Here is an 11,897-nt window from a genome sequence, read left to right as displayed (position 1 = left end):
CGGGCCTGACAAAATGCGGGTCTGCGCTGCGGATGAAGGGTCGATCTTGCTCGCCTGATCTGACATATCGGAGATCAGGCGGATCACCCGTCCGCGCAGAGCAAATTGGACTCGATGGACAAATCCAGTCTAATGAGGACTGTCGCTCAAACCTTGGAATTCGTCAAGATCGAGAATGCCTGATCGCCACGATTGTTCCGCCGGGTTCCCGGATGACGCCACGACCCGCATCGACCAGATCGCGGATGCGGCCCTGCGCCGTTTCGCGCGCTATGGTTTCAAGCGCACCTCGATGGACGACATCGCCAAGGAGGCCGGCCTCGCCAAGGCGACGCTCTATCTGCATTTCAAGGGCAAGGACGACGTCTTCCGGGCGATGATGCTGCGGACCGGCCAGCGGGTCGACGCCCGCTGCCAGCGCGTGATGACGATGGCGGCCCCATTTCCGGAGCGGCTCGCGGCGCTGCTCGACGCGCATTTCGGCACCGGCTACGCCTGTTTCGGCGCGGGCGAGCACCTCGTCGAGCTCAAGGCCGTGATGACGAGCGTCGCCAGCGCCGAGGTGCAGGCGTTCGAGAGCATCTTCACGCGTCATGCCACCACGCTCCTCGAAAAGGCGGAAGCCGCGGGCGAAATCAGCCTGTCGCGCAGCGGGCTTTCGACGGCCACCTTCGTGGCGACATTGATGCAGGCCGCAGCGGGCGCGAAGGTCGGCGCCAAACTCTCGTGCGAAACTTACGGGGCCCGCCTGCGCGATCTCGCATCGATCTTCGCCGCCGCCCTGGCGCCGACGGGCCGGGATTGAGGGTTTTCATCTCCCGCCTTAGCCAAACGTCGTAATTCGCGTCGAAACCGCCGCAATTACCGGCAGAAGCCGCCGTTGACACTCGCTCGCGGCGCAGTGCAGCATGACTGCAAGGGGAAACGTAACAAGAAGAAAGAATACGATGGCACGCTCTGGCAATTGCCATGGCTGACGACATCATTCTGTCGACGGCGGGACTGACCAAGGACTTCGGCGGCTTCAAGGCCGTCAGCGGCGTCGACCTCAAGGTCCGGCGCGGACATATCCATGCGCTGATCGGCCCCAACGGCGCCGGCAAGACGACATGCTTCAATCTGCTGACCAAATTCCTCAGCCCGACCAAGGGCGCGATCGTCTATAACGGCCGCGACATCACGCGCGAGAAGCCCGCCGAGATCGCGCGGCTCGGCCTCGTGCGCTCCTTCCAGATCTCAGCGGTGTTCCCGCAGCTCAGCGTGCTGACCAATGTGCGCATCGCGCTGCAGCGCAAGCGCGGCGACTCGTTCGATTTCTGGCGCTCGGAGAAGGTGCTGGCCGGGCTCGACGAGGAGGCGATGCGCCTCCTCGATGCGGTCGGGCTCGGTGCCTTCGCCGGCCTGGCGGCGGCCGAGCTCAGCTATGGCCGCAAGCGCGCGCTCGAGATCGCCACGACGCTGGCGCTCGATCCCGAAATGCTGCTGCTCGACGAGCCGATGGCCGGCATGGGCCGCGAGGATGTCGAGCGCATCGAGGCCCTGATCCGCAAGGTCTCGGTCAACCGCACCATCCTGATGGTCGAGCACAATCTCTCGGTCGTCGCCTCGCTCTCGGACCGCATCACGGTTTTGGCACGCGGGCAGGTGCTGGCCGAGGGCGACTATTCCGCGGTCTCGAAGGATCCGCGCGTGATCGAGGCCTATATCGGCTCGGGGGGCGACCATGCTCACTAGGACGACGGCGGCCGGAGCGCCCACGGCCGACACAGCTCCGCTGCTCAAGGTGCGCGGGCTCGAAGCCTGGTATGGCGAGAGCCATGTGCTGCACGGCATCGATTTCGACGTTGCGCCGGGCGAGGTGGTGACGCTGCTCGGCCGCAACGGCGCCGGCAAGACGACGACGCTGAAATCGATCATGGGGGTCATGAACAAGCGCCGGGGCTCGGTCGTGCTCGAGGGCACGGAGACGATCGCCCTGCCCTCGCGCGCCATCGCCCGGCTCGGCATCGGCTATGTGCCGGAGGAGCGCGGCATCTATGCCAGCCTCAGCGTCGAGGAGAACCTGCTGCTGCCGCCGCAAGTCAGGCCGGGCGGGCTCTCGCTCGAGCAGATCTTCGAGCTCTTCCCCAACATCAAGGAGCGCTTGAAGAGCCAGGGCACGAAGCTCTCGGGCGGCGAGCAGCAGATGCTGGCGATCGGCCGCATCCTGCGTACCGGCGCCCATCTCCTCCTGCTCGACGAGCCGACCGAGGGGCTGGCCCCGGTCATCATCGAGCAGATCGGGCGCACCATCGCGCGATTGAAGCGCGAGGGCTTCACCATCATCCTGGTCGAGCAGAATTTCCGCTTCGCCGCGACCGTCGCCGACCGGCACTATGTCGTCGAGCAGGGCAAGGTCATCGACATGATCCCCAATGACGAGCTCGATGCCAATATCGACAAGCTCCACGGCTATCTCGGAGTCTGAAGCCACACAGAAGCCAAGACCAGGCACTTCACCAACAAGAACAACGTCGAAAACGACATTCACTCCAGGGAGAGAACCATGATGAAACTCAAGACCATTCTGGCCACGACGGCGCTGGCGACGCTGATGGCGAGCCCGGCACTCGCCCAGCAGATCTCCGTCAAGGCCGGCGTGCTGAACGACCGCTCCGGCCTCTATGCCGACCTCTCCGGCGAGGGCTCGGTCATCGCCGCGCGCCTCGCAGTCGAGGATTTCAAGGCCGCAGAGAAGGGCATCAAGGTCGAGATCGTCTCGGCCGACCACCAGAACAAGCCCGATGTCGGCTCGACCATCGCCAGGCAATGGTATGATCAGGACGGCGTCGATCTGATCCTCGACGTGCCGACCTCCTCGGTGGCGCTGGCGGTCAGCCAGATCACCAAGGAGAAGAACAAGATCCACATCAATTCCGGCGCTGCGGCCTCCGACCTCACCGGCAAGGCCTGCACGCCCAACACGATCCACTGGACCTACGACACCTATGCGCTGGCCCAGGGCACTGGCGGCGCGATGGTCAAGGCGGGCGGCGACAGCTGGTTCTTCCTGACAGCCGACTATGCCTTCGGCCATGCGCTGGAGCGCGACGCCACCGAGGTCATCACCAAGAATGGCGGCAAGGTGCTGGGCGCGGTGCGCACGCCGTTCCCGGGCACGGATTTCTCCTCCTTCCTGCTGCAGGCGCAGGCCTCGAAGGCCAAGGTCATCGGGCTCGCCAATGCCGGCGGCGACACCATCAACTCGATCAAGCAGGCCGGCGAATTCGGCATCGTCGCCGGCGGCCAGAAGCTCGCCGGGCTCCTCGTCTTCGCCTCCGACGTGCATGCGCTCGGCCTGCAGACGGCGCAGGGCCTGGTGCTGACCGAGGCCTTCTACTGGGACACCAACGACCAGACCCGGGCCTGGTCGGAGCGCTTCGCCAAGCTCAACAACGGCAAGAAGCCGACCATGGTGCAGGCCGGCGTCTATTCCGGCCTGCTGCACTATCTCAAGGCGGTCGAGGCCGCCAAGAGCAAGGACACCGCCACCGTCATGGCGAAGATGAAGGAGATGCCCACCGACGATCCGCTCTTCGGCAAGGGCACGGTGCGCGTCGACGGCCGCAAGATGCACGACATGTATCTCTTCGAGGTCAAGAAGCCGTCGGAATCGAAGGGGCCCTGGGACTACTACAAGCAGCTCGCCGTGCTGCCGGCCGACAAGGCCTTCCGCCCGCTCTCCGAAAGCGAGTGCCCGCTCGTCAAGAAGTGAGCCTCCGGAAACCCGGCGGAGCCGGGTTTCCACTCCTCCGGCGTCATTCCGGACAAGCCGCCCTTGGGTCCGGCCTTCGGCCGGCCCAAGGACAAGCTCCACGGCGCCGATCCGCAATCCATCCTAGAGCTGTCGCTTCCTTCGATGGATTCCGGATTTCCGCTTCGCTCCGCCCGGAATGACGGCCGAGGTCCCGACAAGACCTTCGACGTCCAAACGATCGAGCCACTGAATGTTCGAGCTTCTCGGAATCCCGCCACAAGCGCTGTTCGGCCAGGTCCTGCTCGGTCTGATCAACGGCTCGTTCTACGCCATCCTCAGCCTCGGGCTGGCGGTGATCTTCGGATTGCTCAACATCATCAACTTCGCCCATGGCGCGCAGTACATGATGGGCGCCTTCGTCGCCTGGATGTGCCTGAATTATCTCGGCATCAATTACTGGGCGGCGCTCCTGCTCGCGCCCCTGATCGTCGGCGTCCTCGGCGTGCTGATCGAGCGCTTCCTGATCGCCAGGCTCGCCAATCTCGACCATCTCTACGGGCTGTTGCTGACCTTTGGGCTGGCCCTGATCATCCAGGGCCTGTTCCGCAACAACTACGGCTCCTCGGGCCTGCCCTACCAGATTCCCGACGCGCTCAAGGGCGGGCAGAATCTCGGCTTCATGTTCCTGCCGAACTATCGCGGCTGGGTCGTTGGCGCCTCGCTCGTGGTCTGCCTCGTGACCTGGTTCATGATCGAGAAGACCAGGCTCGGCGCCTATCTGCGCGCCGCCACCGAGAACCCGACCCTGACCCAGGCCTTCGGCATCAACGTGCCGCTCCTGGTGACGCTGACCTATGGCTTCGGCGTCGCACTCGCCGCCTTCGCCGGCGTGCTCGCCGCGCCGATCTATTCGGTCAATCCGAATATGGGCGCCGATTTGATCATCGTCGTCTTCGCGGTCGTCGTGATCGGCGGCATGGGCTCGATCATGGGCGCGATCGTCACCGGCTTCGGGCTCGGATTGGTCGAGGGCCTGACCAAGGTGTTCTACCCGGAAGCTTCGGCCACGGTCATCTTCATCATCATGGTGCTGGTGCTGCTGGTGAAGCCCGCCGGTCTGTTCGGGCGGGCGGCGTGATGGCCGCGCTCCCAAACTCTGCGAGGATGTGACCATGGCTGACGTTCTTTCCGTCGAGGCGCCGGCCGGCGCGATTGCACTGGCCGAGACGAGCCGGAGCACCGAGCGGCTGCACCGGGCAATCTTCATCGGCCTCGCCGCGGTGCTGCTGGTCGCGCCTTACCTGGCCTATCCCGTCTTCGTGATGAAGGTGATGTGCTTTGCGCTGTTTGCGCTCGCCTTCAACCTGCTGCTTGGCTATGGCGGCCTGCTCTCCTTCGGCCACGCCGCCTATTTCGGCATGTCGAGCTATGTCTGCGCCTATGTCGCCAAGAACTGGGGCCTGACGCCGGAGCTCGCCATCCTTTCGGGCGTGCTGGTCTCGGCCGTGCTGGGCCTGGCCTTCGGGGCGCTCGCAATCCGCCGGCAAGGCATCTATTTCGCCATGATCACGCTGGCGCTCGCCCAGATGGTGTTCTTCTTCTCGCTGCAGGCGCCGAAGTTCACCGGCGGCGAGGACGGCATCCAGGCGGTGCCTCGCGGCAAGCTCTTCGGCCTGATCGATCTGACCGGCGACAGAGCTCTCTACTACGTGGTCGCGGTCATCTTCATGGCCGGGCTGCTACTGATCTACCGCATCATCCACTCGCCCTTCGGCCAGGTTTGCAAGGCGATCCGGGACAACGAGCCGCGCGCGATCTCGCTCGGCTACCGCGCCAACCAGTACAAGCTCGCGGTTTTCGTGCTCTCGGCCTCCCTCGCCGGGCTCGCCGGAGCGACCAAGGCGATCGTCTTCCAGCTCGCCTCGCTGACCGACGTGCATTGGTCGATGTCGGGCGAGGTCGTGCTGATGACGCTGGTCGGCGGGCTCGGCACCGTCTTCGGGCCGATCGTCGGGGCGCTCGTCATCGTCTCCATGCAGAACTATCTCGCGAGCCTGGGCGCCTGGGTCACGGTGGTGCAGGGCGTGATCTTCGTGGTCTGCGTGCTGCTCTTCCGCGAGGGCATTGTGGGCGTGATCGCGAAGAAGATCGGGCGGCCGCTGTAGAGCATTGCGCGAAAAAGTGGATACCGGTTCTTCGTGAGGAGCAATGCTCTGAACGCCAGGAATCGATCACGTCCTTCGCATTAGGACGGAACCGTCCGAATGCGACGTGATCGAGAGCGTTACCGCCCGCGCATCAGGAAGGCCGTGACGGCGGCGCGATCGGCCTCGTCGTCGAGGCCCTGCGGGCTCATCCAGCCGCCCTTGAACATCGCATCGGGGTCGGCAAGATAGGCGTTCAGGCGGGCCTCGTCCCAGATGATGCGCTTGGCGCGCGCCGCCTTGAAGGCAGGCGAGTAGTCGAAGCCCTCGGCCGAGCCGACGACGCGCCCCTTGAGCCCGGCCAGATGCGGCCCGGCCATGCCCTGCTTGGCGGGATCGAGGCTGTGGCAGGACTTGCAGGGCTCGAACAGCGCCTCGCCGCGCGCCAGATCCTGCGCCGCGGCAACCCCGGCCGAGAGCGCGAGCGCCGCAGCCGCGACGATGGTCGGCGCGTATGTCACGCCTGTTTCACCGTCTGGATGCGCACGAGCCGGTCATTGCCACTCTCGCCGCCCCAGGCCTCGCCGGAGCGGCCATCCATCTGGCGGACATTGGCGCCGGCCTTGTCGCTCGGGAAGCTGTTGAAAGCCTCGGTGACCGGATCGAAATGCACGATGGCGTTGGCGCTGAAATCGGTCAGCCAGACCTTGTCGGCATCGTCGACATAGACCGAATAGGCGCGCGGCTTGTCGCCCGGCAGTTTCCAGGTCTTCCAGCTCTTGCTCAGCGTGTCGTAGGCCGAGACATTGCCGGAATTCCATTCGCTGACCCAGACCCGGTTCTTCGAATCCGACCAGACGCGGCGCGCGCCCTGTCCGGGAGTCGGCGGCTCGACCACCGTGACCTGGGCCGTGCCGGTGTCGATCCTGGCGATGTGGTTGCCGGCGAGCGAGGCGTACCAGACCTCGCCCGAGGGCGTCAGGGTGATACCATAGGCGCCCGCCCCGCGCGGCGCGTCCCAGACCTCCATCTTGCGCGTCCTCGGATCGAAGCGGCCGATGATGCCGTTCTGGCCGGTGAACCAGAGGATGCCGTTCGTGTCGAAGACGCCGGTGTTGAGATTGGCACGCGCCCGGCCTTCCGGCAGCTTGAAGAGCTCGACCTCATGGGTCTTGTCGTCGACGCGGGCGATGGCGTTCTGGCCGCCCTCCGTCACCCAGGCCGCGCCATCGGGCCCGCGGATGACTCCATGAGGTGCGGCGCCCCGTCCGAGTTCGACCACCTTGAGCTGGCCGGAGCGTGGATCGAAACGCCCAAGCGTGCCATTGCGCTGGCCGCAGACCCAGATCGTGCCGTCGCCGGCATCGGTGACGTCGCGGGCGCCCTTGATCGCGGGAATATCGAAATAGCTGACAGCGAATTTCGTCTCGGTCGTCTCGGCTGCGATCGCGGCGGTCCGGCCGATCAAGGCAGGGGCGGCAAGCCCGGTGAGGCCGAGCTGGAGAAAGGAACGGCGCAACATGGAGCGTCTCCTTCGTCAGGCAGAGGCTAGAGCAACGTCCGACCTCGCTGGATCGTTCGATGGCTCCAATCTTTTATTTCAATGCGCTTTCTTCGAAAACGCTCTGGGATAGCGCTTGGCTCCTTGATTAAACCGACATGATGGTGAAACCGGGACGATGCAACTTGCACTGCCCGGGCTCGCGCAGCTTCAGCGGATCAGCTTCGCCGCGGCGCGGAACTGCGGATGCGCCGCCGTCCTGAGCCATTCGAATACCACCATCTCGGTGGTGACGATCTCGGCGCCATGGCGCGCCATGCGCGCGATCGCAGCCTCCTTGGATTCAGGCGCGCGCGAACCGATCGCATCCTGCACCACGGCAACGCGGCGGCGATGCTCGAGCAGGCTCAGAACGGTCTGGCCGACGCAGACATGCGCCTCACAGCCGCAAATGACGAGCTGCGCATCGCCGGCCAGCGCCTCGAGGAAGGCGGGTTCGGCGCAGGAATCGAAGCTCATCTTGGCGATCACGGGGCCGGCGCCCGCGAGCTCCGGCACCGTGCCACCGAGCCCGGCCGGATTCTGCTCGGTCATCAGCACCGGCACCGCCAACAGCCCGGTGGCATCGACCAGGCGCCTGGCGTTTTCGACCAGGCGCGCACCGTCATGGATCGCCGGCATCAGGCGTGCCTGGAAATCGATGACCACGAGGATGGCGTCGGTGGCGGAAAGCAGGGTCATGACTGCGTCTTTCAACAGCGGTTTCGTATGTGCACACCGAAGAACCGCTCGGCGCCACCATGCTAGAGTATTTCCGCGTTTCTCCGAAGCGCAGGAAATCTGCGAACCGGTGCCCACTTCGCTCGAAAATGCTCGACCGTCACGCCCGGCCGGACACCACAAAGGGAAAAGGAAACGCCATGCCACAGATGATCTTCGTCAACCTGCCCGTGAAGGATCTAGACGCCTCGGTCGCCTTCTTCACGGCGCTCGGTTTCTCGTTCAATCCGCAATTCACCGACGAGACCGCGACCTGCATGGTGATCAGCGACACCATCTTCGCGATGCTGCTGACCCATGAGAAATTCCTCAGCTTCTCGCCCAGGCCGATCGCCGATACGAGCCAGGCGGTCGAGGTGCTGACCTGCCTCTCCCGCGACAGCCGGGCTGATGTCGACGCCATGGTCAAGGCGGCGCTGGCTGCCGGCGGCACGACCTACAGGGAGCCTCAGGATCACGGCTTCATGTATGGCCACGGCTTCCAGGATCTCGACGGCCATGTCTGGGAGCTCATGTGGATGGACCCCGCCGCCGTGCAGGGGTGAGCTTCCCCTTCTCCCCTCGCTGGGGAAGGACAGCGCGTCAATTCCCGCCCGCCGCGCGCTTGGGCACACCGGCGAGCCAGGCGCCCATCTCCCTGGCCCAGAACTTCGCGAGCCCCGTCGTGCCATGGCCGCGTGTGTCCTCGCTTGCCGGAATCAGCAGCAGCCTGCCATTGGCGAGGCGCTTCAGTTCGCGCTCCATGATGCCGGTTTCGGGCGGGTTGCGCTCGTCATCGGCAGAGTTGATCGCCAGCAGCGGCGCCTTGATCGCGCCCAGGCCCTGGGAGGCGTCGTAGTCTCGCGAGGAATCCCACTGGTAGAGGAAGTCGTTGGCATCGGCGCTGAAGGCGGCCTTCAGGCGCTCGTCGAGCAGTGCGTCGGCAGCCTCGCGCGTCGGCGCCAGCTTCTGATAGGCGAGCGTGCCGCCGCTGGTGGCGATACCGAAGAAGACATTGGCCGTGCGGAAAGCCGGCGGCTGCACAGTGTATTCGCCGCCCTTCCATTCCGGATCGTTGCGGACGGCGTCGATGATCATGCGCCGCATCATCCAGTTGCGGCTCGACATCGGCGTCGGCTGCGAAGCCATCGGCACCAGCGCGTCCATGAAATCGGGATGCCTGACGCCCCAGAGCCAGACATGCATGCCGCCCATCGAATTGCCGAGCACGAGCCGGACATGGCGCAGCCCCAGCCCCTCGCTGACCAGCTTGTGCTGGGCTGCGACCATGTCCTCGTAATTATAGCGCGGGAACTTTGCCTTCAGTGCGTCGGAGGGCTTGGAGGAGGCCCCGGCACCAATCGAATCCGGCAGGATGATGAAGTATTTCGCCGCATCGAGCGGCTGGCCCGGGCCGAATAATTCGCCCGCGAAGACCGGCGTCAGCAGGCTCGCCGCCGAGCCCGCCGTGCCGTGCAGGATCACCACAGGCTCACCCGCGGGATCGCCGATCGTGGCGTAGCCGAGCTTCAGCTCGGCCAAGGTCTCGCCGCTCTGAAAACGGAAATCCTTGGCCACCCAGACGCCGCGCTTAGGCGCGGGATAGTCGGCCGCGGAGGCCGCCATCGCGACGATGGACAGGATGAAGGCCGCAGCCGCGCGACGCGGCCAGCTTGCGATGGTCATGATGGGCACCTTCGTTGTCGCCGCCACGGCTTGCCGCCGGGCGATCCTCCCTTGATCGAAGGATCGCGCCGAACACGGGACGAGGCAAGGGACGGCGTGCAACGCTCTTCCGTTCTCCCATCAAAGTCGGCTGTTGCCGACTTTGACACTTTCGGTTGCCCATCTCGGGCAAGCCCGAGATGGGGCGGGAGAAGGTGGCGCGCAGCGCCGGATGAGGGGGCGCCGTGCCCTGTCAGGTTGGCGTCGCGTGCAGCCAGACGGAGAACTCACAGCGCCCCCTCATCCGTCTCGGCTTCGCCGAGCCACCTTCCCCCGCCAGGGGGGAAGGGAAACGCGCGCGAAATTCCCGCCGGCGTTTCCGCTGCGGAGAGGGGCTAGCGGAGCGCCGCGAGGCGCGTGCTTGTCGTGCTGCGCATCCGTTGTGCCAGGATGCGGTGCGGAGGGATTGAGCCGCCCTCAGCCGCGCTTGACGGCCGTCTCGGCGATCTCGTGATGGCCGATGGCGCGTTCGAGGCCGTCAGGCCCACGCACGCGATACTGCTCTTCCTTGTTGTCGCGCAGCGGCATCACGCGCAGGATCTCGTAGAGGCCGAGCCTGGCCTGATTGGCGAAACCTGGTTCGAGATTGACCAGATCACCCGGCTTGTATGGCTGATTGGCCATGTCATCATCTCCCCTGAGACGGATTGAGGCGTTGGAGCAGGTTGCGCGACGCAGCGCCGCAACAGCATCGACTTGTCCCGAAAACCGGTTCCCACTTTTCGGGCCGATGGCCGAGTTATCTTGCATCGGCTTGTCCCGAAAACCGGTTCCCACTTTTCGGGCCGATGCCTAGAAATCGGCAGGTGTCAGGCGGTGATAGCTGGCCCGGTGCCGCGCATAGGCGTTCGCGGCCGCCTTCAGGATCCTGTCCCGGTTCCGATCGAAGACATCGAGCACCTGCGCCTGACTGTCATCGATGCCGGAGCCCAGCTTGCGCAGGGCATCCATCTCGATCTGGAACGTGATCTCCAGCGAGGCATCCGAGCCCCAGAAGCTGACGCAGGAACGCCCTGCGTCGAAACTACGGACCGGGTTTGGAAAATTCAGTGCCATGATCGGCCTGCTTTCTTGCGGTTGCCTGTCACGACCAGCTTCACGACGCCAGCGCCGCAACCTGCTGATCCACGGTCCGGAAGCGCGGCTGAGCCAGAGCGCGCGGGCCACCGATGACCGGCGCAAGCGTGCGCCGAACGCAGCGAGAGCCCGCTCCACTGTGTATGTGCGCCGTCGGCTCCCGAGGGGCTCAAGCAAGCTGATCGTTTTCTCAAGGACGGTTAGGCCAAAACAGATCAACCGCAAGGCGGCTTGTTCTCGACGACCGTCCCTCGGACATGGGGAAGGCAGCCGCCCATTGTAAGGGCCGCGCAATAATAAGGCGTGAGCTTCGCAAACAAGACCCGGGCTTCTTGAACAAGATTTGGGCCTCGCGAACACGATTTTGACTTCGTGGGGCCGGCCGGTCGAACTGCAACAGCTCTTCAGCATTCTGCCCTGCCTGCCGAAGGATCCGGCAATCATCGGCAAGGATTGGTCTATCGGCCCACGCCCGCTCGGCCGCAAGGTCGTCTTCATCCGAGATCGGACCAAGCGAGACTGCGATGGAGCATCACCGAAGCCATCCCGCGAAGCCGCTGCTTGCCGCCACCCTGCTCGCATTGGCGACGCAGGTCTCGGCGACGCGCACCTCGACGGCCCAGACCCTTCTTCAGGAGCGACAGATGACCACCACCGTGCAAGCCAACGCCGCGGCGCGCGAGACCGCGCCGCATCCCTACGTCGGGATGTGGGTGACGGCCGACGGCCATATCCGGCACGAATTGCTGCCGAATGGCCGCTATGACGAGGACAGGGGCAACCGCAAGAGCGCCTATCGCGGGCGCTACAGCATCACAGGCGAGCATATTGACTATGTCGACGATACCGGCTTCACCGCCGACGGCAATTTCGTCGACGGCGTGCTGTACCATGCTGGGATGGTGTTACGGCGGGAACGCTGAGGCAGCGGGGCTTTGATCTGGCGCCGGCCTGT

14 protein-coding genes are annotated in these 11,897 nt (G+C 65.0%); 8 read left to right on the top strand and 6 right to left on the bottom strand.

Annotated elements, in window-relative coordinates; all coding sequences use genetic code 11:
* The first annotated feature begins 175 nt into the window (after nt 1–175).
* The 6 genes from CYD53_RS08765 (at nt 176) to CYD53_RS08740 (ending at nt 5,901) form a co-directional block, all read left to right on the top strand.
* Nucleotides 176–805: a TetR/AcrR family transcriptional regulator gene (locus CYD53_RS08765; protein WP_103717689.1), complete on the top strand. Its 630-nt coding sequence runs from the start codon at nt 176–178 to the stop codon at nt 803–805.
* Between the two features lie 164 nt (nt 806–969).
* Entirely contained in the window at nt 970–1,734 is a 765-nt protein-coding gene (locus tag CYD53_RS08760; protein ID WP_103717688.1) for an ABC transporter ATP-binding protein, read from the top strand.
* Nucleotides 1,724–2,467: an ABC transporter ATP-binding protein gene (locus CYD53_RS08755; protein ID WP_103717687.1), complete on the top strand. Its 744-nt coding sequence runs from the start codon at nt 1,724–1,726 to the stop codon at nt 2,465–2,467. The genes CYD53_RS08760 and CYD53_RS08755 overlap by 11 nt, the downstream gene beginning before the upstream one ends.
* An 81-nt stretch (nt 2,468–2,548) precedes the next feature.
* Complete coding sequence (locus CYD53_RS08750) at nt 2,549–3,754, top strand: ABC transporter substrate-binding protein (protein ID WP_103717945.1); 1,206 nt, start codon at nt 2,549–2,551, stop codon at nt 3,752–3,754.
* Between the two features lie 232 nt (nt 3,755–3,986).
* On the top strand, nt 3,987–4,874 hold the full coding sequence (locus CYD53_RS08745; protein WP_103717686.1) for a branched-chain amino acid ABC transporter permease: 888 nt from the start codon (nt 3,987–3,989) through the stop codon (nt 4,872–4,874).
* A 34-nt stretch (nt 4,875–4,908) separates the two neighbouring features.
* The gene (locus CYD53_RS08740) at nt 4,909–5,901 is read left to right on the top strand and encodes a branched-chain amino acid ABC transporter permease (protein WP_103717685.1); all 993 of its coding nucleotides are present in this window, start codon (nt 4,909–4,911) and stop codon (nt 5,899–5,901) included.
* Nucleotides 5,902–6,020: 119 nt separating this feature from the next.
* Here CYD53_RS08740 and CYD53_RS08735 read toward each other — a convergent pair whose 3' ends face one another.
* The 3 genes from CYD53_RS08735 to CYD53_RS08725 form a co-directional block, all read right to left on the bottom strand.
* A complete protein-coding gene (locus CYD53_RS08735) occupies nt 6,021–6,401 on the bottom strand; it encodes a c-type cytochrome (protein WP_103717684.1) in 381 nt (126 codons plus the stop codon).
* A complete protein-coding gene (locus tag CYD53_RS08730) occupies nt 6,398–7,402 on the bottom strand; it encodes a Vgb family protein (protein WP_245928149.1) in 1,005 nt (334 codons plus the stop codon). The genes CYD53_RS08735 and CYD53_RS08730 overlap by 4 nt, the downstream gene beginning before the upstream one ends.
* Before the next feature lie 189 nt (nt 7,403–7,591).
* Nucleotides 7,592–8,122 carry an isochorismatase family protein gene (locus CYD53_RS08725; protein ID WP_103717683.1) on the bottom strand — a complete coding sequence of 177 codons (531 nt, stop codon included), beginning with the start codon at nt 8,120–8,122 and terminating at the stop codon, nt 7,592–7,594.
* A gap of 179 nt (nt 8,123–8,301) precedes the next feature.
* Between CYD53_RS08725 and CYD53_RS08720 the strand changes: the two genes are divergently transcribed.
* Nucleotides 8,302–8,706: a VOC family protein gene (locus CYD53_RS08720; RefSeq protein WP_103717682.1), complete on the top strand. Its 405-nt coding sequence runs from the start codon at nt 8,302–8,304 to the stop codon at nt 8,704–8,706.
* A gap of 37 nt (nt 8,707–8,743) precedes the next feature.
* On the opposite strand, the gene CYD53_RS08715 is transcribed toward CYD53_RS08720, so the two are convergent.
* The 3 genes from CYD53_RS08715 to CYD53_RS08705 form a co-directional block, all read right to left on the bottom strand.
* A complete protein-coding gene (locus CYD53_RS08715; protein ID WP_103717943.1) occupies nt 8,744–9,826 on the bottom strand; it encodes an alpha/beta fold hydrolase in 1,083 nt (360 codons plus the stop codon).
* 456 nt (nt 9,827–10,282) lie between these two features.
* Complete coding sequence (locus CYD53_RS08710) at nt 10,283–10,489, bottom strand: hypothetical protein (protein WP_103717681.1); 207 nt, start codon at nt 10,487–10,489, stop codon at nt 10,283–10,285.
* Between the two features lie 168 nt (nt 10,490–10,657).
* Complete coding sequence (locus CYD53_RS08705) at nt 10,658–10,921, bottom strand: DUF1488 family protein (protein ID WP_103717680.1); 264 nt, start codon at nt 10,919–10,921, stop codon at nt 10,658–10,660.
* A gap of 665 nt (nt 10,922–11,586) precedes the next feature.
* Between CYD53_RS08705 and CYD53_RS08700 the strand changes: the two genes are divergently transcribed.
* On the top strand, nt 11,587–11,865 hold the full coding sequence (locus CYD53_RS08700) for an Atu4866 domain-containing protein (protein WP_103717942.1): 279 nt from the start codon (nt 11,587–11,589) through the stop codon (nt 11,863–11,865).
* Nucleotides 11,866–11,897 lie beyond the last annotated feature (32 nt).

It is taken from the genome of Allobosea psychrotolerans, assembly GCF_002917105.1.
In the GTDB taxonomy this organism is placed as follows: Bacteria; Pseudomonadota; Alphaproteobacteria; order Rhizobiales; family Beijerinckiaceae; genus Allobosea; species Allobosea psychrotolerans.
This window is presented reverse-complemented; position numbering and strand designations above follow the sequence as displayed.

Bases quoted from the DNA above. Each gene is read 5' to 3' on its own strand.
- CYD53_RS08765 (WP_103717689.1), top strand. From the start codon at position 176: ATGCCTGATCGCCACGATTGTTCCGCCGGGTTCCCGGATGACGCCACG.
- CYD53_RS08760 (WP_103717688.1), top strand. From the start codon at position 970: ATGGCTGACGACATCATTCTGTCGACGGCGGGACTGACCAAGGACTTC.
- CYD53_RS08755 (WP_103717687.1), top strand. From the start codon at position 1,724: ATGCTCACTAGGACGACGGCGGCCGGAGCGCCCACGGCCGACACAGCT.
- CYD53_RS08750 (WP_103717945.1), top strand. From the start codon at position 2,549: ATGAAACTCAAGACCATTCTGGCCACGACGGCGCTGGCGACGCTGATG.
- CYD53_RS08745 (WP_103717686.1), top strand. From the start codon at position 3,987: ATGTTCGAGCTTCTCGGAATCCCGCCACAAGCGCTGTTCGGCCAGGTC.
- CYD53_RS08740 (WP_103717685.1), top strand. From the start codon at position 4,909: ATGGCTGACGTTCTTTCCGTCGAGGCGCCGGCCGGCGCGATTGCACTG.
- CYD53_RS08730 (WP_245928149.1), bottom strand. From the start codon at position 7,402: ATGTTGCGCCGTTCCTTTCTCCAGCTCGGCCTCACCGGGCTTGCCGCC.
- CYD53_RS08725 (WP_103717683.1), bottom strand. From the start codon at position 8,122: ATGACCCTGCTTTCCGCCACCGACGCCATCCTCGTGGTCATCGATTTC.
- CYD53_RS08720 (WP_103717682.1), top strand. From the start codon at position 8,302: ATGCCACAGATGATCTTCGTCAACCTGCCCGTGAAGGATCTAGACGCC.
- CYD53_RS08715 (WP_103717943.1), bottom strand. From the start codon at position 9,826: ATGACCATCGCAAGCTGGCCGCGTCGCGCGGCTGCGGCCTTCATCCTG.
- CYD53_RS08710 (WP_103717681.1), bottom strand. From the start codon at position 10,489: ATGGCCAATCAGCCATACAAGCCGGGTGATCTGGTCAATCTCGAACCA.
- CYD53_RS08705 (WP_103717680.1), bottom strand. From the start codon at position 10,921: ATGGCACTGAATTTTCCAAACCCGGTCCGTAGTTTCGACGCAGGGCGT.
- CYD53_RS08700 (WP_103717942.1), top strand. From the start codon at position 11,587: ATGACCACCACCGTGCAAGCCAACGCCGCGGCGCGCGAGACCGCGCCG.